This is a genomic window from uncultured Ramlibacter sp. (assembly GCF_936925435.1).
Lineage (GTDB): Bacteria > Pseudomonadota > Gammaproteobacteria > Burkholderiales > Burkholderiaceae_C > Ramlibacter.
Genome location: NZ_CAKZHQ010000003.1, coordinates 194,956 through 212,525, shown reverse-complemented (window position 1 = coordinate 212,525; position 17,570 = coordinate 194,956). Strand labels below are relative to the sequence as shown.

Genomic DNA, 17,570 nt, shown 5'->3' with positions numbered 1-17,570 from the left:
CCTTTGGCCAGGGTCGTCCTCTGCCCTAGAGCCACTCCTCCTGCACGAACAGCGAGGCCAGCCAGGTGCGCAGGGCCACCATCCAGTCGCCGTCGGGCTCCTCCAGGTGGCTGGTCTGCAGGCCGTCCTCGGCCTGCTCCACCCACTCGGTGCCGCCGTCCGCGCCGCGGCGCACCAAGTAGGCGCTGCGGAAGCGGTCGGTGTCCAGCAGGAATTTGAACTGCCCGGCCAGCTGCGTGCTCTCGATCAGCAGGCCTGCCTCGGTGTTCAGGCTGGCTGAGCGGCCGTCCAGGTTCATGGAGCCCACGTAGACGCGCTGGCCGTCGATGACGGCCAGCTTGGAGTGCAGGCGGCCGGTGGTCTGGCCAAAGCGGCCCAGCGTGCCGGCGCGTTGTGACAGGGTCGGGCTCATCTCGTAGACCATGATGCCCAGGTCCAGCATCTGGCCGCGGTAGCGCGCATAGCGGGCATAGACCAGGGGCTCGTCGGTGGCGCCCAGCGAGTTGGTCACCACGGTGGTCAGCACGCCGCGCGCGGCGGCGTCGCGCATCACTTCCATGCCGGGCTCGCCCGGCACGAAGTAGGGCGAGCTGATGAACACCCGCGTGCGCGCCGCACGGATGGCGGCCAGCACGCTCTGGCTGACGCTGCCGGCAAAGCGGCTGTCGAAGTCGGGCCGGCTGATCTTGTCGGGGTCGTCGGCGAACAGCCGCACCGGCGCCCAGGTCAGGGCCAGGGCGCCGGCCTGCAGTTGCTGGGTCAGGGAGGTCTGGCCGAAGATGTCCTGCGCCGCCGGCACGGTGTCGACGTCGTTGTAGTGCGGCTTGCGCGGCTGCGGCTCGGTGCCCCCGCCCAGGATCGCCAGTTGCTGCACCGGGTAGGCGTAGGGGCTGTTCCAGTAGGCGTCGAAGGCAGCCGCCTGCTGTCCCACCACCGGCCCGGCCGCGAGCACGTCCATGTCGATGAAGTTGGTCGCCGAAGCGCGCATGAAGTACTCGGCCGCGATGTTGCGCCCGCCCGAGACCGACAGCACGCCGTCGGCCACCAGCAGCTTGTTGTGCATGCGGTGGTTGATGCGGCCGAACTCGTGCAGCGAGCGCACCAGCCGCGAAGCCACGCCACCGCTGCGCGCAGGCAGCGGATTGAACAGGCGCACCTCGATGCCCGGCTGCGCCGCCATGGCGCACAGCAGTTCGATGTTGGGACCGGCATGCAGGTCATCGATCAGCAGGCGCACGCGCACGCCGCGCGCGGCCGCGTCACGCAGCGCGTGCAGGAAGTGGCCGCCGACCTCGTCGTTGTCCAGAACGTAGTACTGCACGTCTAGCGAAACGCTGGCGTTGTCGGCCAGGGCGATGCGGGCATCGAAGGCGTGGCCTGCGTCGTGCAGCAGGCGAAAGCCCGAGTCCTGCGCGGCCGTGCTGGCCGGCCGGCTGGCCTCGGCGATGCTGCGCAAGGGTGTGCCCTGCGGTGCCGCCAGCGCCTGGCTGGGCGTGACCGGCGCACGCGACGGCAGGCCGGCGCAGGCGGCCAGTTGCAGCAGGACCAGGACGGCCAGCGCCCGGCGCAGCCAGGCAGCGGTGGGCATGGGAGGCTCCTTTGGGGTTGCTGCGCCAGAGTGTGCGCGGCACGCGGCAACGCGCCTTCCCCATGAAGGGGCGCGCGCCGCTCCCCCAAAGGAGAGGGTCGCTATCGATTCAATAGCTGCTCAGGTCCAGCAGACGGCGCTGGAGCTGGGTTTACTTGACCAGCAGCACGGGGATGTCGCACTGGGCGATCACGCGCTGGGCGACGCTGCCCATGACGGCGCGGCCGAGCAGGCCATGGCCGTGCGTGCCCATCACGATCATGTGGGCCTTGGCCTTCTTGGCGCCCGCCAGGATCTCCTCCGAGCTGTTGCCGGTGCGCCATTCGGCCTTGTAGCTGATGCCCTTGCGGTCGAGAAACTTGCGGATCGGGTCCAGCACCTTGGCCGCTTCTTCCTCGTGGTAGCTCTTGACCGCGGCCGCGCCGACCATGCCCTTGACGCGCGGCGGGATGACGGGCTGGACGTGCAGGACCACGACCTCGTTGTCGGGGCCGCTCAGGCTGTCCTGGTTGACCAGGAAGGCCAGGGCCTTCTTCGTGTACTTGCTACCGTCAGCGGCGAGCAGGATCTTCATTCATGTCTCCTCGGGTTTGAAAAAATTCAGCGCAGGACCATCACCGGCGCTTGCGCATGGGCGAGCACGTATTGTGTCTCGCTTCCCAGCAGCACCCGCTGCAGGCCCTTGCGGCCATGCGAAGCCATGACGATGAGGTCGCACTGGTGCTTGCGCGCCGTCGCCACCACGGTCTCGCCGACCCGGTCGGCGCGCAGCACGATGCCGCGCGCCTGCACGCCCTTGGCGGCTGCGGCCGCGCAGATCGCGTCGACCGTGGCCTGGCCCTGTTCGGTCCAGCTGCGCTCGATGCGCTCGAGGTCGACCGCGGCGATCGCGACCGAGCCTTCGATGAAATAGCTCATGGGGTAGTCGGGCACCACATGGAGCGCCAGCAGTGCGGCGCCGGTGGCGGCGGCCAGGCCGATGGCGTGCGAGACGGCCTTGTCCGACAGGTCCGAGCCGTCGGTGGCAACGAGGATGCTTTGGTACATGGCTTTGGATCCAGGCTGGAAAAGGCTGCAGTCTGGCCATGCTGGGGGCCGACGTCATTGATCCACGTCAAGGCAAGAGGCCTTGACAGTGCTACGCTGTGGGAATGGATGCTGCCACCCTGATGGAAGGTGCTGCCGGTGTTGCCCCCCACCCTGAGAGCCGGGCGGCCACCGCCGCGGCCTGGGCTGCGCTTGACACGCCGCAGGAGTGGCAGGTCTTCAGCCATCAGCTGCCCGACGGCTTGTGGGAGTCGCACCTGAGCGTCAACGGCCTGCGCTGCGGCACCTGCGTGCTGGCGGTCGAGGCGGCACTGGCGCGCCTGCCGGGCGTGCAGCAGGTCCAGCTCAATGGCGCCAGCGGCACGGTGCGGCTGCGCTGGTCTGCGCCGCAGGGCCGGCCGTCGCAGTGGTGCGAGGCCGTGCAGCGTGCCGGCTACAGCCTGCTGCCCGCTGGTGACCTGCGCGCGCAGCAGGTGCGCCAACGCAGCCAGCGCATGCTGTTGTGGCGCTGGCTGGTCGCTGGCTTTTGCATGATGCAGGTCATGATGTACGCCGCGCCCGCCTACTGGGCGACGCCAGGCGACATCACGCCCCAGGACATCGCGCTGCTGCGCTGGGCTTCCTGGGTGCTGACCCTGCCGGTGGTGCTCTTTTGCTGCCAGCCCTTTTTCACCTCGGCCTGGCGCGACCTGCGCCATGGCCGCATCGGCATGGACGTGCCGGTGGCGCTGGGCATCGTGGTGGCCTTCGGCGCCAGCTCCGCCGCCACCTTCGAGCCGGCCGGCCCGCTGGGTGCCGAAGTCTGGTTCGACTCGGTCACCATGTTTGTTTTCTTCCTCTTGTCTGGCCGCCTGCTGGAGGAGCGCCTGCGCGCGCGCAGCACCGGCGCGCTGGAGGCGCTGCTGCACCAGTTGCCGGCCACGGTGGAGCGCCAGCGCCCCGACGGCAGCTTTGAGCGGGTGGCGGTGCGCCGGCTGGTGGCCGGCGACGTGGTGCGGGTGCTGCCGGGCGAGGTCATTCCGGCCGACGGCCGCGTGCTGGCCGGCGAGAGCCGCGTCGACGAGGCGCTGCTCACCGGCGAATCGCGTCCCCTGCTGCGCCGCGCCGGCGATGCCGTGGTCGCCGGCAGTCACTGCCTCAACGGCAGCCTGCAGCTGCGGGTGGAGCGCATTGGCGCGGACACGCGCTTTGCCGCCATCGCCCAGCTGATGGAAGAGGCGGCCGGCCACAAGCCGCGCCTGGCCCGTGCCGCCGACCGGATCGCCGGCCCCTTCCTGCTGCTGGTCTTGGTGGCGGCTGCGGCCGCCGCGCTCTGGTGGTGGCCGCAGGGCCCGGCCCAGGCCATCGGTGTGGCGGTGGCGGTGCTGATCGTCACCTGTCCCTGCGCCTTGTCGCTGGCGACGCCGGCGGCCAGCCTGGCGGCCGCGGCTGCGCTGGCGCGCCGCGGCGTGCTGGTGCGCCGGCTCGATGCGTTCGAGCGTGGCGCCTGCATCGACACGGTGGTGTTCGACAAGACCGGCACCCTGACCGAGGACCGGCAGCAGGCGCAGTTGCAGGCCTGGCGTGCGGGCAGCGAGAGCGCCGGCGTGCTGGCGCTGGCTGGCGGCCTGGCCGCGCAGTCCCTGCACCCGGCTGCCAGGGCCGTCGCCAGCCTCGCCGGCCCGGGCGCGTGGCCGGCGCAAGACGTGACGGAAGTGCCTGGCCAGGGCGTGCAGGGCAGAGTGCATGGGCCCGATGGCAGCGTCCAGGCGCTGCGGCTGGGTTCGGCAGCTTTCTGCGGCGCCCCGGACAGCGGCGCTTCGCAGGTCCACCTGGCCGACGGCCAGGGCTGGCTGGCCAGCTTCAGCCTGGACGAGGCGCTGCGCTTCGATGCGCAGGCGGCGGTGGCGGCGTTGCGCGGCCAGGGCGTGGATGTGCAGATGCTCTCCGGTGACCGGCAACTGCCCGTGGCGCAACTGGCGCAGCGCGCCGGCATTGCCCAGGCCGACGGCGCGCAGTCGCCCGAGGCCAAGCTGGAGCACCTGCGCGGATTGCAGGCGCGCGGCCGGCGTGTCGCCATGGTGGGGGACGGCCTGAACGACGGCCCGGTGCTGGCCTGTGCCGATCTGTCGATCGCCATGGGCAGCGCCGTGCCGCTGGCCCAGCTGCGTTGCGATGTGGTGGTGCAGGGCAACCAGCTGGCCCTGGTGCCGGCCCTGCTGCGCCAGGCGCGCCGCACCCGCGCGGTGGTGCGGCAGAACCTGGCCTGGGCCGGCCTGTACAACGCGGTCTGCGTACCGCTGGCCCTGATCGGGGCGATGCCGCCCTGGCTGGCCGGCCTGGGCATGGCGGCCAGCTCGCTGCTGGTGGTGGCGAACTCGGCGCGGCTGGCCCGCCTGAAAGAAGGCTGAGCGCCATGGACATCCTGTTTCTGCTGATCCCGCTGTCGGTCGTGCTGGCCTTGCTCATCGTCGGCGCGCTGGCCTGGGCCGTGTGGCGTGGCCAATTTGACGCACTCGAGGCCGAGGGCGAGCGGATTTTGCATTCCGATTGACATGCATCAAAGTCTGACCCTGGTGCCAGCCGGACACTGGCTTCAAACCGATCACAGGTGAACCATGAACGACCCATTGCACTCTCCCGCCCAATACGACGACACCGCCGTGCGGCAGCTTTCCCTGATGGCGGTGGTCTGGGGGGTGGTCGGCATGGCGGTGGGGGTGTTCATCGCCGCCCAGCTGGCCTGGCCGGAGCTCAATTTCGGCGTGTCCTGGCTCAGTTATGGCCGCTTGCGCCCGCTGCACACCAACGCCGTGATCTTTGCCTTCGGCGGCTGCGCCCTGATGGCCAGCAGCTTCTACGTGGTGCAGCGCACCTGCCACGTGCCGCTGTTCATGCCCAAGCTGGCCTCCTTTGTCTTCTGGGGCTGGCAGGCGGTGATCCTGGCCGCGGCCATCAGCCTGCCCATGGGCTACACCACGGGCAAGGAGTACGCCGAGCTCGAGTGGCCGATCGACATCCTGATCACCCTGGTCTGGGTGGCCTATGCGGTGGTCTTCTTCGGAACCATCGGCAAGCGCCGGGTGCGCCACATCTACGTGGCCAACTGGTTCTACGGCTCCTTCATCCTGGCCGTCGCCATCCTGCACCTGGTCAATAGCGCGGAAGTTCCGGCCGGCTGGATGAAGAGCTACTCGGCCTACGCCGGCGTGCAGGACGCGATGGTCCAGTGGTGGTACGGCCACAACGCGGTCGGCTTCTTCCTGACCGCCGGCTTCCTGGGGATGATGTATTACTTCATTCCCAAGCAGGCCGAACGGCCCGTCTATAGCTACCGGCTGTCCATCGTCCACTTCTGGGCGCTGATCTTCACCTACATGTGGGCCGGCCCGCACCACCTGCACTACACCGCGCTGCCGGACTGGACCCAGTCGATCGGCATGGTCTTCTCGCTGATCCTGCTGGCGCCCAGCTGGGGCGGCATGATCAACGGCGTGATGACGCTGTCGGGCGCCTGGCACAAGCTGCGCGACGACCCGATCCTGCGCTTCCTGATCGTCGCGCTGTCGTTCTACGGCATGGCGACCCTGGAGGGTCCGCTGATGTCCATCAAGACGGTCAACGCCCTGTCCCACTACACCGACTGGACCGTGGGCCACGTGCATGCCGGCGCTCTGGGCTGGGTCGGGCTGATCACCATGGGCACGCTTTACTACATGATCCCGCGCCTGTTCGGCCAGAAGAAGATGTACTCGGTGCCGGCCATCGAGCTGCACTTCTGGGTGTCCACCATCGGCATCGTCCTGTACATCGCCGCCATGTGGATCGCCGGCGTGATGCAGGGGCTGATGTGGCGCGCCGTCAACGCCGACGGCACGCTCACCTACACCTTTGTCGAAGGCGTCAAGGCGACCTATCCCTTCTACGTGGTGCGGCTGGCCGGTGGCCTGCTGTACCTGGGGGGCATGCTGGTGATGGCCTGGAACACATGGATGACGGTCAGCCGGGGCCATTCCGTGCAAGTCGCCGTGCCGCACCCGCAGGCCGCCTGAAGGAGCCCACACCATGAGCGACAAACACACTCCCGCGTCCACCGGCTTCTCGCATGAGAAGGTCGAGACCAACAACTTCCTGATGATCGTGCTGATCCTGCTGGTGATCGCCATCGGCGGCGCCGTCGAGATCGTGCCGCTGTTCTTCCAGCGCTCGACCACCCAGCCGCTGCCCGGCGTGGTGCCCTACACGGCGCTGCAGCTGGCCGGCCGCGACGTCTATCTGCGCGAGGGCTGCTACAACTGCCATTCGCAGATGATCCGGCCGTTCCGCGCCGAGACCCTGCGCTACGGCCACTACTCGGTGGCCGGCGAATTCATCTACGACCACCCCTTCCAGTGGGGCAGCAAGCGCACCGGCCCCGACCTGCACCGCGTGGGCGGCAAGTACAGCGACGAATGGCACCGCGTCCACCTGCTCAATCCGCGCGACGTCGTGCCCGAGTCCAACATGCCGGCCTATGTCTGGCTGGACACCGCGCAGGTGGATGCCGCGGGCATGGCGCCGCGCATGAAGGCGCTGCGCTCGGTCGGCGTGCCCTACACCGATGCCGAGATCGCCAAGGCCGCTGCGGACGTCAAGGGCAAGACCGAGATGGACGCCCTGGTGGCCTACCTGCAGGGCATGGGCCGGGCCCTGAAATAGCACATACGCGAGGAGCATTCCCATGGACATCACCACCATGCGCATCTTGGCCACCCTGCTGAGCTTCGCCACCTTCATCGGCATCGCCTGCTGGGCCTTCTCCCGCCGCAACAGCGCGCGCTTTGAAGAGGCGGCGCAGCTGCCCTTCGACGGCGAGTGAAAGTACAGCCATGAGCGATTTCACCGACGGTTTCTGGTCGGCCTATGTGGCCGTTCTGACCTTGGTCAGCATCCTGGCCTGCGTGCTGCTGCTGTGGATCACGGCGCGCAAGAAAGTCCGTTCCGACGGCGACAACACCACAGGCCATGTCTGGGACGTGGACCTGCGCGAGATGAACAACCCCATGCCGCGCTGGTGGATGTGGCTGTTCGTCATCACCATCGTGTTCGGCCTGGGCTACCTGGCGGTCTTCCCCGGCCTGGGCACCTTTGCCGGCACCCTGGGCTGGAGCACACGCGCCGAGTACCAGGAGGAGGTGGACAAGGCCGGCCGCGAACTCGCGCCCCTGTACGCCCGCTTTGCCGGCAAGACGCCCGAAGCGCTGGCCGCCGACGCCGAGGCCATGGGCATCGGCGAGCGCCTGTTCATGAACAACTGCGCCCAGTGCCACGGCTCGGACGCGCGCGGCAGCAAGGGCTTTCCCAACCTGACCGACAGCGACTGGCTGTACGGCGGCACGCCGGCCAAGATCGCCGAGACCATCACCCAGGGACGGCATGGCGCCATGCCGCCGATGGCCGCGGCCGTGGGTTCGTCCGACGATGTGCGCAACGTCGCGCACTATGTGCTGAGCCTGTCGGCCAGCCCGCACGATTCGCTGCGCGCGCAGATGGGCAAGTCCAAATTCACCGCCTGCGCCGCCTGCCATGGCGTCGACGGCAAGGGCAACCAGGCCGTGGGCGCGCCCAACCTGGCCGACGACACCTGGCTGCACGGCTGGGGCGAGCAGGCCATCGTCGCCATCGTCAACAACGGCAAGAGCAGCGAGATGCCGGCCCAGACCGGCAGGCTCAGCGAGGCCCAGATCCAGGTGCTGGCCTCCTACGTGTGGGGCCTGTCGAACAAGACCGCCCAGCGCCGGCCCTGAGCCGGCCGCCGGGCGTCCCCGCCATGCGCAAGACCATCCCCATCGCCCCCGCCCCGCAGGATGGTTCGCTGTACGAGGCCCAGCGCAAGCTGTACCCGAGGCAGGCGTCGGGCCGTTTTGCCAATTGGCGCTGGATCTTCGTCGCGCTGACCCAGCTGGTCTTTTATGGTCTGCCCTGGCTGGAATGGGGCCAGCGCCAGGCCGTGCTGTTCGACCTGGGCGCGCGCCGCTTCTACATCTTCGGCTGGGTGCTGTATCCGCAGGACTTCATCTACCTGACCGGCCTGCTGGTGGTCAGCGCGCTGTCGCTGTTTCTGTTCACGGCGCTGGCCGGCCGCCTGTGGTGCGGCTTTTCCTGCCCGCAGACGGTCTACACCGAGATCTTCCTGTGGATCGAACGCAAGGTGGAGGGCGAGCGCACTGCCCGCATGAAGCTCGACGGCGGCTCCATGTCGCTGGAAAAGCTGGTCAAGAAGTGGTTCAAACACCTGCTCTGGATCGGTGTGGCGATGTGGACGGGCTTTACCTTCGTGGGCTACTTCACGCCCATCCACGAGCTGGGCATGGAATTCCTGCAGACCCGCATGGGCTCGTGGGAGATCTTCTGGGTGTTCTTCTATGCCCTGGCGACCTATGGCAACGCCGGCTTCCTGCGCGAGCAGGTCTGCAAGTACATGTGCCCCTATGCGCGCTTCCAGAGCGCCATGTTCGACAAGGACACCCTGGTGGTGAGCTACGACGAGCGGCGCGGCGAGCCGCGCGGCCCGCGCGCCCGCGGCGCCGACCTGTCCGCGCTGGCGCTGGGCTCCTGCGTGGACTGCACGCTGTGCGTGCAGGTCTGTCCCACCGGCATCGACATCCGCGAGGGCCTGCAGTACGAGTGCATAGGCTGCGCCGCCTGCATCGACGTCTGCGACGGTGTGATGGACAAGCTGGACTACCCGCGCGGCCTGATCCGCTTCACCACGCCCAATGCCATGGCCGGCGGCTGGACCCGGGCCCAGGCCTGGCGGCGCGTGCTGCGCCCGCGGATTCTGGTCTACGGCCTGGTCCTGGCGCTGCTGTGCGCGGCCTTGCTGGCCAGCCTGGTGGCGCGCGAGCCGCTGAAGGTGGACGTGGTGCGCGACCGCGCCGCGCTCTCGCGCATCGTGGCCGGCGGCAAGCTGGAGAACGTCTACCGCCTGCAGGTGATGAACGCCACCGAGGTGGCGCAGCGCTACCGCATCAGCGCCCAGGGGCTGGACGGCCTGGTCCTGGCTTCCGAGCCCGAGGTGGAGGTCGGCCCCGCCGAGTCGCGCTGGGTGGCCGTGCGCCTGCAGATCGCCTATGGCTCGGCCACGCCGGGTTCGCACCCCATCCATTTCGAGGTTGGCAGCATCGCGGGCGATGGCCATGTCAGCGAGAAGTCGGTTTTTCTTGTCCCCCGCTAGGAGACAGCAACATGAGTGATGCCCCCGAAGTTCCCGGTGCGCCCTGGTGGCGCCATGGCCTGGTCTGGATGGTGATCGCCGGGCCCGCCAGCGTGGCGCTCGCCGGCGCCGTCACCGTCTGGCTGGCGGTCAGCTTCCCCGACCCGGTGCTGCCCCAGCGCGTGGGCACCCAGTCCATGGGCGCACAGGCCGACAAGTCCTTGCTGCCGGCGCTGCAGGGGCGCAACCATGCGGCCACGCCGCCGGCCGGGCGCTAGCCATGGACCTGCGCAGCCTTCTGATGCGCGCGGCCTGGCCGGCCTTCCTGGCAGCCTGCGTGCTGGAGCTGATGGTGTTTGCGGTGGTCGACCCGCAGGACCTGCGCGACTTCGGCCCGCTGGCGCAGATGTCGCGCCAGGGCGTCTACACCCTGGCCTTCTTTGCCTTCTGGCTGATCAGCCTGGGCGCCTGCGGCCTGACCCTCTGGCTGGACGCCACGCCTTCGCGGCCGCCGCCACGCCCCTCCAACGATTGATTTCCGGGAACAGACATGCGCCGTTTCGCCATCCAGGCCATTTGCGAGGAGCACTCCGCCGTCGCAGCCGTCCTGCGTTCACTGCTGCTGATGATCGAACGCGGGCCGGACCACGCGCCGGAGCGCTTCTTCGACGTGCTGCGGGCCATGCTGTTCTACATCGATGAATTCCCCGAGAAGCTGCACCACCCCAAGGAATCCGACCTGCTGTTCCCCAAGCTCGCGCGTGCCGATGCCGGCCTGATGCCCGTCATCCGCCGGCTGGAGTCGGACCACATGCAGGGCGAGGGCAAGGTGCGCGAGTTGCAGCACATGCTGCTGGCCTGGGAACTGCTGGGCGAGCCCCGGCGTGCCGCGTTCTGCGAGGCCGCGCAGGCCTATGTGGGCTTCTACCTGGAGCACATGCGCCTGGAAGAAACCCAGATCCTGCCGGCCGCGCAGCGGGTGCTGTCCGAGCGCGACTGGGAGGAGCTCGATGCCGCCTTCCGCCGCGACCGCGACCCGCTGGCCAGCGGCGAACGTCCCGCCGGCTACGACAGGCTGTTCACCCGCATCGTGATGGCGGCGCCGGCGCCGATCGGGCTGGGCGAGCCGCTGGCGGCCACGGCGTAGACATCCAGCCTGCAGCCCCAAGGGGCTCGTTTATATTGGTTCCCCTCTGCTGACGCAGGCGGGAGGAACACAACATGAACGAAATCATCTGCCCGCACTGCGGGAAGGCATTCAAGATCGACGAAGCCGGGTACGCGGACATCGTCAAGCAGGTTCGCGATGGCGAGTTCGAACAGCAGTTGCACGAGCGGCTTGAGCTCGCCGAGCAAGACAAACGAAACGCCGTCGAGCTCGCACAGGCGCAAGTCGCCAACGAAATGCAGAGGCTTGCCGGGACAAAGGACGCCGAGATTCAGGAGCTCAAGGCCAGGCTGGATGCCGGTGACGTCGCGCGCAAGCTCGCCGTGGCCGAAGCCCTGGGCGCTGTGGAAAAACAGCGGGATGCGCTCGCCAACGAGCTTGAGCAGGCCAGGCGTGACAAACAGGCGACTTCCGAGCTGGCCGCAGCGAGGCTGCTCAATGAACTGCAGAAGACCGCCGCCACCAAGGATGCCGAGATCCAGGGACTGAAGGCCCAATTCGACGCCATAGCGCTCGCACAGAAACTCGCGATCACTCAGGCGGTTGGCGCGGTCGAGAAGGAGCGCGACGAATTCAAAAGTGGCCTCCAGCGAGCGGAGCTTGAGAAGCAGCTTGCCGAGGCGGCGCTCAAGGACAAGTACGAGACACAGATCAAGGACCGCGATGATGCGATCGAGCGCCTGCGTGACATGAAGGCTCGCCTGTCGACCAAGATGGTTGGGGAGACCCTAGAGCAGCACTGCGAAACCGAGTTCAACCGCATTCGGGCGACGGCGTTTCCAAGGGCGTATTTCGACAAGGACAACGACGCGCGCACGGGAAGCAAGGGCGACTACATCTTCCGCGACGCGGACGAGGCGGGCACCGAAATCGTCTCCATCATGTTCGAGATGAAGAACGAAGCCGACCGGACCTCGACGAAGAACAGGAACGAGGACTTTCTGAAGGAACTCGACAAAGATCGTGCCGAGAAGGGGTGCGAGTACGCGGTGCTGGTCTCCCTGCTGGAGCCCGACAGTGAGCTCTACAACGGTGGCATCGTTGATGTGTTCCATCGTTTCCCGAAGATGTACGTCATCCGGCCGCAGTTCTTCATTCCCATCATCACGCTGCTTCGGAACGCAGCGATGAACTCACTCAAGTACAAGTCGGAACTGGCGCTCGTCAAGGCGCAGAACATCGACATCACGAAGTTCGAAACCGAGCTGGAGACCTTCAAGGCAGCATTCGCAAGAAATTACGAGCTGGCATCCGGGCATTTCCAGAAAGCCATCGCGGAAATCGACAAGTCGATCGATCACTTGCAGAAAACAAAGGATGCCTTGCTCGGGACGGACCGGAACCTTCGGCTGGCCAATGACAAGGCTCAGGATGTGACGATCAAGAAGTTGACCCGGGGCAACCCGACGATGGCGGCCAAGTTTTCCGAACTCAAGAACGAAAACCCCTCCAATGCCGGCTAGGTCAGCGCAACGGCAGTCAAGAGCTGTCGGTTCTCAGGACGGCTGCCCCGCATAGTCGGTCCAGCAGCCCTTTTCAAAGTCATACAGCTTGCACCTGCGCGCGGTGCTGAAGTACCAGCGCCAGGAAAACGGCTGGATGATGATGCGGCCGGGCAGCATGTGTTCGAGCATGGCCTGGGCCTTCTTCAGCCTGTACAGCGGCACGCCCATGTCCACGTGGTGCGCCGTGTGCTCCATGATGTGGTGCAGGGCGGCGCCGATGCCCTTGCGAAAGCGCAGGTGCACCGTGGTCGAGACAAAGGGCTGGGCACGCGACCAGGCCTGGCGCTCCTGGTGCCATTCCACCTCGATGTGGGTGTGGTGCACGTAGACGACGAAGCCGATGAGCGCGAACCAGACGGCCAGGGGCAATGCAAAGGCGGCCAGCGCCAGCCAGGCGAAGGACTGGCCCGTGGCCTGCGCCGCCCAGCCCAGGCCGGCCAGCCAGGCCAGCGCGAAGCCGCTGACCAGCAGGTTGTCCCAGACGAAGACCGCGCGCCGCGTCGGCATGGCGCTGCGCGAGGGCCAGAACATGCGCTTGCCCCAGATCTCCAGCATGTAGTACAGGCCGGGCGCCCAGCCGCTGCGGTAGATGCGTTCCAGCACGCGGCGCGCCGGCGGCAGGGCGGCGAATTCGGCCAGGGTGCTGGGCGCCCAGACGAAATCGAAGCCCTTGAGGTTGGTGTAGCCGTGGTGCACGACGTTGTGCCCAACGTCCCAGAGGCTGTAGGGCGTCAGCGAGGGCAGAAAGGCGATGCGGCCCAGCCAGCGGTTCAGGCGCCTGTGCGGTGTCAGGCTCTGGTGGCAGGCGTCATGGCCCAGGATGAACAGCCGCCCGATCACCAGGCCGGCCAGCAGGCCGCTGGCCAGTTGCAGCCAGGCATTGGGCGCCAGCACGGCCCCGGCCAGGGTCGCGGCCAGCAGCGCATAGTCGAAGGCCAGCAGCAGCAGCGGCCAGGCCGTGGTCTTGCCCGACAGCGGCGCCAGCCAGGCGCGCAGGACCTTGCGGTGCGGCAGTGGCGCGCCGGCGGCGATGGGCGCGTTGCTGCCGGCAATGAGATCGTGCAGTGCAAGGGAAGAGGACATGAGGCTATTGTCGAATCCCGCGCTCCGCTGCCGCTTGATCTCGGTCAAACCTCGTCGTGCTCCTGATTTGAGAGCGCCTCAGGCCCATTCCACGGGGGATGGAGGCCTGTTTCCCCAAGAAATTGGCTAGTGGACCAGGGCCCGCAAGGCCTCGGTGTCGAGGATGCGCACATGGCGCTGGCGCACCTCGATCACGCCATCTTCGGCGAACTTGCTGAAGGTGCGGCTGATGGTCTCGAGTTTGAGGCCCAGGTAGCTGCCGATCTCCTCGCGGGTCATGCGCAGCAGCAGTTCGGACTGCGAGAAGCCTCGCGCGTGCAGGCGCTGCACCAGGTTGAGCAGGAAGGCGGCCAGGCGCTCCTCGGCGCGCATGCTGCCCAGCAGCAGCATGACGCCATGCTCGCGCACGATCTCGCGGCTCATGACCTTGTGCATGTGGTGCTGCAGCTTGCCGAACTCGCGCGACAGTTCCTCGATGCGCTCGAAGGGCATGACGCAGACCTCGGCGTCTTCGAGCGCGACGGCGTCGCAGGTGTGGTGGTCGTTGACGATGCCGTCCAGGCCCATGATCTCGCCGGCCATCTGGAAGCCCGTGACCTGGTCGCGGCCGTCGGTCGTGGTGACGCGGGTCTTGAAGTAGCCGGTGCGGATGGCGTACAGGGCGCTGAACTTCTGGCCCGCCGAGAACAGGGCGGCGCCCCGGCGCACCTTGACGCGGCTGGACACAACCTCGTCGAAGCGGGCCATCTCGCTGTCGTTCAGGCCGACCGGCATGCACAGCTCGCGCAGGTTGCAGCCGGAACAGGCGACCTTCAGGGGGGTTTGCGGGCTCATGCGGTGGCTGGAATTTGCGGCAGGAGCCGAAATGGCTCCTGTTTGGTGCAAGCTTAACCTGCCCGGACAGCCGACGCCAGCAGCGCGCCTGACGGTCCTGGCACTCACCCATTCATGCTCCATGGCCCATTGTCGGCAGGGCGCCGGCAGCGGGGTTTGACATGGATCAAGGAGGGCCCGCCCGGGCCGGGGCACAGTCGGCCCATGCATGCCATTCCGCCCGAACTGCTGCGCCGGCACGACGTCAGCGGCCCGCGCTACACCTCCTACCCGACGGCCGACCGCTTTGTCGAGGCCTACGGCGCCGACGACCATGCCCAGGCCCTGGCCCAGCGGCGCGCCGGCCCTGCCGCCCTGTCCCTGCCGCTGTCGGTCTACGTGCACATCCCGTTTTGCGAATCGCTGTGCTACTACTGCGCCTGCAACAAGATCATCACCCGCCACCCCGAGCGCGGCGACGCCTACCTGGACACGCTGGCGCGCGAGATGGCGTTGCACACCGACGTGCTGGGCCGCGGCCAGGCCGTGAGCCAGTTGCACCTGGGCGGCGGCACGCCCACCTTCCTGTCCGACGATGGGCTGCGCCGGCTGATGGAACTGCTGCGCAGCCATTTCACGCTGGCGCCGGGCGCCGAATGCTCGATCGAGGTCGACCCGCGCACGGTGGATGGTCAGCGCCTGCAGGTGCTGGCCGATCTGGGTTTCAACCGGCTGAGCTTTGGCGTGCAGGACTTCGACCCGCAGGTGCAGCAGGCGGTGCACCGGGTGCAGCCGGCGCAGCAGGTGTTCGAGCTGGTCAACGCGGCGCGGGCCATCGGCTTCGATTCGATCAACATCGATCTGATCTACGGCCTGCCGCGGCAGACGCCGGAGTCGTTCGCGCGCACCCTGGCCCAGGTGCAGCAGCTGCGGCCCGACCGGATCGCGCTCTATGCCTATGCCCACCTGCCCGAGCGCTTCAAGCCGCAGCGGCGCATCGACCCCGCCGCGCTGCCGGCAGGCGCCGCCAAGCTGGCCATGCTGGAGCAGGCGCTGACGGCCTTCCTGGCCGCCGGCTATGTCCACGTGGGCATGGACCACTTCGCGCTGCCGGAGGACGCGCTGGCGGTGGCCAAGCGCCAGGGCCGGCTGCACCGCAATTTCCAGGGCTACAGCACCCAGCCTGAGTGCGACCTGATCGGCCTGGGCGTGTCGGCCATCGGCCGGGTCGGCGCCACCTACAGCCAGAACGCCAAGACCTTGGACGAGTACAACGACCTGGTCAACCGCGGCCAGCTGCCTGTGGTGCGCGGCCTGGCGCTCGAGCGCGACGACATGGTGCGGCGCGCCGTCATCATGGCCTTGATGTGCCAGGGCGAGCTGGCTTACGAGTCGATCGAGCTGGCCTGGCTGATCGACTTCCGCCGCTATTTCGCCGCCGAGATCGTCCAACTGGCCGAACTGCAGGAGCAGGGCCTGGTGGAGCTCGACGGCAGCGGTATCCATGTCACGGCCACGGGCTGGTTCCTGGTGCGCGCGGTGGCCATGGTGTTCGACCGTCACCTGCAGGCCGACCGCCAGCGCGCGCGCTTCTCACGCATCCTCTGATAGGCTGCAGCCATGTCTGCTGCCCTCGCCCTGCCCGCCTTGCTGATGGGACTGGCCGGCGGCCCGCATTGCGCTGCCATGTGCGGCGCGCCCTGCGCCGGCCTGACCGGCGGCCGGCCGCGTGCGCTGCTGGGCTTCCATGCCGGCCGCCTGGCCGGCTATGCGCTGGCCGGCGCCCTGGCCGCCATCGCCGTCCACGCCCTGGCCTGGCTGGGCGCGCAGGCGGCCATGCTGCGCCCGGCCTGGATGGCCTTGCACCTGGCCGTGCTGGCCTGGGGCCTGGTGCTGCTGGTGCAGGCGCGCCCGCCGGTCTGGGTGCAGGCGGCTGGCGGCGGCATCTGGGCGCGAGTGCGCGCAGTGGCGCGCAAGACCAGCGGAGCCTTCGGTGTGGGCATGCTGTGGGCCTTCATGCCCTGCGGCCTGTTGTATTCGGCGCTGCTGCTGGCGGCGCTGGCCGGCGGGCCGCTGGAAGGCGCGCTGACCATGGCCTTGTTCGCCCTGGGCAGCGCCGTGCCGCTGGCGCTGGCGCCGCGCCTGCTGGCCCGTGTGCGCGAAGCCTGGAGCGCGCGCGCGGCCGGCGGCCTGCTGGTGCTGGCCTCCGTCTGGGCCTTGTGGGGCGGCATGGCCGGGCGCATCGCTGACTGGTGCGGCATTCCTCTGAACTGAGGGAGATTGCGCTGTAGAGCGCGCCAATGCAGCCTGGTTTGCTATCAGGAACGTAGCGAGTTGCCGGCGGCGTGGTCGTCCTTGCGCTCGATCAGTTCGATCTTGTAGCCGTCCGGGTCGGTGACAAAGGCGATCACCGTGCTGCCGCCCTTGACCGGTCCTGCCTCGCGCGTGACGTTGCCGCCGTTGGCGCGGATCTTCTCGCAGGCCGCTGCCGCGTCGGGCACGCCCAGCGCGATGTGGCCGTAGGCCGTGCCCAGCTCGTAGCTGCTCGTGCCCCAGTTGTAGGTCAGCTCGATCTCGGCCTGGTCGGGATTGCCGCCGTAGCCGACAAAGGCCAGCGAGTACTTGTACTCGGGGTTTTCCGAGCGGCGCAGCAACTGCATGCCCAGAACTCCGGTGTAGAAGGCGATCGAGCGATCCAGGTCGCCCACGCGCAGCATGGTGTGGAGGAGTCTCATGCGCCAATGATAGGCGCGGCTACGATAGGCGCCAGGACACACCGTCCGGACGGAGCCCCCATGTTGATGACGACTGCTTTTGTGCTCAGCGCCCTGGTCGCGCTCCTGCACCTGTACTTCCTGGTGCTGGAGATGTTCCTGTGGGACAAGCCGGCCGGCCGCAAGGTTTTCAAGACCACGCCGGAATTCGCCACCGCCTCCAAGGTGCTGGCCGCCAACCAGGGCCTGTACAACGGCTTCCTGGCAGCGGGATTGGTCTGGGGCCTGCTGGGCGGCGGGGCCGCCGTGCTGGTGTTCTTCCTGGGCTGCGTCATCGTCGCCGGCGTGTTCGGCGCCGCCACAGTCAACAAGCGCATCTTCTTCGTCCAGGCCTTGCCGGCCCTGCTGGCGCTTGCCTTGCTGCTTTTGGCTTGGCAGCTCCCGGTCTGACCGCAGGCTGACGCGCTGGGCAAACCCC

General features: G+C 68.1%; 20 protein-coding genes. 14 read left to right on the top strand and 6 right to left on the bottom strand.

Annotation, left to right across the window (positions count from 1 at the left end):
• Positions 1–25: 25 nt before the first annotated feature.
• From Q0632_RS03270 to Q0632_RS03260, 3 genes are all read right to left on the bottom strand, one after another.
• Positions 26–1,588 (bottom strand): phosphatidylserine/phosphatidylglycerophosphate/cardiolipin synthase family protein, encoded by a 1,563-nt coding sequence (locus Q0632_RS03270; RefSeq protein WP_298924290.1) that lies wholly within the window; start codon positions 1,586–1,588, stop codon positions 26–28.
• Positions 1,589–1,739: 151 nt separating this feature from the next.
• Positions 1,740–2,162: a universal stress protein gene (locus tag Q0632_RS03265; RefSeq protein WP_298924289.1), complete on the bottom strand. Its 423-nt coding sequence runs from the start codon at positions 2,160–2,162 to the stop codon at positions 1,740–1,742.
• A 26-nt stretch (positions 2,163–2,188) separates the two neighbouring features.
• Positions 2,189–2,635 (bottom strand): universal stress protein, encoded by a 447-nt coding sequence (locus Q0632_RS03260; RefSeq protein ID WP_298924287.1) that lies wholly within the window; start codon positions 2,633–2,635, stop codon positions 2,189–2,191.
• Between the two features lie 104 nt (positions 2,636–2,739).
• Here Q0632_RS03260 and Q0632_RS03255 point away from each other — a divergent pair, with 104 nt between their 5' ends.
• From Q0632_RS03255 to Q0632_RS03205, 11 genes are all read left to right on the top strand, one after another.
• The gene (locus Q0632_RS03255; RefSeq protein WP_298924286.1) at positions 2,740–5,025 is read left to right on the top strand and encodes a cation-translocating P-type ATPase; all 2,286 of its coding nucleotides are present in this window, start codon (positions 2,740–2,742) and stop codon (positions 5,023–5,025) included.
• Between the two features lie 5 nt (positions 5,026–5,030).
• Entirely contained in the window at positions 5,031–5,168 is a 138-nt protein-coding gene (gene ccoS, locus Q0632_RS03250; protein WP_298924285.1) for a cbb3-type cytochrome oxidase assembly protein CcoS, read from the top strand.
• Between the two features lie 64 nt (positions 5,169–5,232).
• Complete coding sequence (gene ccoN, locus Q0632_RS03245; protein ID WP_298924284.1) at positions 5,233–6,666, top strand: cytochrome-c oxidase, cbb3-type subunit I; 1,434 nt, start codon at positions 5,233–5,235, stop codon at positions 6,664–6,666.
• Between the two features lie 13 nt (positions 6,667–6,679).
• The gene (gene ccoO, locus Q0632_RS03240; RefSeq protein ID WP_298924281.1) at positions 6,680–7,312 is read left to right on the top strand and encodes a cytochrome-c oxidase, cbb3-type subunit II; all 633 of its coding nucleotides are present in this window, start codon (positions 6,680–6,682) and stop codon (positions 7,310–7,312) included.
• 22 nt (positions 7,313–7,334) lie between these two features.
• Positions 7,335–7,472, top strand: coding sequence for a CcoQ/FixQ family Cbb3-type cytochrome c oxidase assembly chaperone (locus tag Q0632_RS03235; RefSeq protein WP_298924279.1), 138 nt, complete (start codon positions 7,335–7,337; stop codon positions 7,470–7,472).
• 10 nt (positions 7,473–7,482) lie between these two features.
• Complete coding sequence (gene ccoP, locus Q0632_RS03230) at positions 7,483–8,400, top strand: cytochrome-c oxidase, cbb3-type subunit III (protein ID WP_298924277.1); 918 nt, start codon at positions 7,483–7,485, stop codon at positions 8,398–8,400.
• A gap of 23 nt (positions 8,401–8,423) precedes the next feature.
• Entirely contained in the window at positions 8,424–9,830 is a 1,407-nt protein-coding gene (gene ccoG, locus Q0632_RS03225; protein WP_298924274.1) for a cytochrome c oxidase accessory protein CcoG, read from the top strand.
• Between the two features lie 11 nt (positions 9,831–9,841).
• Positions 9,842–10,087, top strand: a complete 246-nt coding sequence (locus Q0632_RS03220) for a nitrogen fixation protein FixH (protein WP_298924273.1) — start codon at positions 9,842–9,844, stop codon at positions 10,085–10,087.
• A 2-nt stretch (positions 10,088–10,089) separates the two neighbouring features.
• Positions 10,090–10,344: a hypothetical protein gene (locus Q0632_RS03215; protein WP_298924271.1), complete on the top strand. Its 255-nt coding sequence runs from the start codon at positions 10,090–10,092 to the stop codon at positions 10,342–10,344.
• 15 nt (positions 10,345–10,359) lie between these two features.
• On the top strand, positions 10,360–10,956 hold the full coding sequence (locus Q0632_RS03210) for a hemerythrin domain-containing protein (protein WP_298924269.1): 597 nt from the start codon (positions 10,360–10,362) through the stop codon (positions 10,954–10,956).
• Between the two features lie 74 nt (positions 10,957–11,030).
• Positions 11,031–12,440 carry a DUF2130 domain-containing protein gene (locus Q0632_RS03205; protein ID WP_298924267.1) on the top strand — a complete coding sequence of 470 codons (1,410 nt, stop codon included), beginning with the start codon at positions 11,031–11,033 and terminating at the stop codon, positions 12,438–12,440.
• Between the two features lie 33 nt (positions 12,441–12,473).
• Here Q0632_RS03205 and Q0632_RS03200 read toward each other — a convergent pair whose 3' ends face one another.
• Positions 12,474–13,565, bottom strand: a complete 1,092-nt coding sequence (locus Q0632_RS03200; protein WP_298924265.1) for a fatty acid desaturase — start codon at positions 13,563–13,565, stop codon at positions 12,474–12,476.
• Positions 13,566–13,691: 126 nt separating this feature from the next.
• Complete coding sequence (fnr, locus tag Q0632_RS03195) at positions 13,692–14,399, bottom strand: fumarate/nitrate reduction transcriptional regulator Fnr (RefSeq protein ID WP_298924263.1); 708 nt, start codon at positions 14,397–14,399, stop codon at positions 13,692–13,694.
• A gap of 204 nt (positions 14,400–14,603) precedes the next feature.
• On the opposite strand from fnr, the gene hemN reads away from it, so the two are divergent.
• Together hemN and Q0632_RS03185 are read left to right on the top strand one after the other, a co-directional pair.
• Positions 14,604–15,986: an oxygen-independent coproporphyrinogen III oxidase gene (gene hemN, locus Q0632_RS03190; RefSeq protein ID WP_298924261.1), complete on the top strand. Its 1,383-nt coding sequence runs from the start codon at positions 14,604–14,606 to the stop codon at positions 15,984–15,986.
• A 12-nt stretch (positions 15,987–15,998) separates the two neighbouring features.
• Positions 15,999–16,652, top strand: coding sequence for a sulfite exporter TauE/SafE family protein (locus Q0632_RS03185; RefSeq protein WP_298924258.1), 654 nt, complete (start codon positions 15,999–16,001; stop codon positions 16,650–16,652).
• A gap of 44 nt (positions 16,653–16,696) precedes the next feature.
• On the opposite strand, the gene gloA is transcribed toward Q0632_RS03185, so the two are convergent.
• Positions 16,697–17,113 (bottom strand): lactoylglutathione lyase, encoded by a 417-nt coding sequence (gene gloA / locus Q0632_RS03180; protein ID WP_298924256.1) that lies wholly within the window; start codon positions 17,111–17,113, stop codon positions 16,697–16,699.
• A 66-nt stretch (positions 17,114–17,179) separates the two neighbouring features.
• Between gloA and Q0632_RS03175 the strand changes: the two genes are divergently transcribed.
• Positions 17,180–17,542, top strand: coding sequence for a DUF1304 domain-containing protein (locus Q0632_RS03175; protein WP_298924254.1), 363 nt, complete (start codon positions 17,180–17,182; stop codon positions 17,540–17,542).
• Positions 17,543–17,570 lie beyond the last annotated feature (28 nt).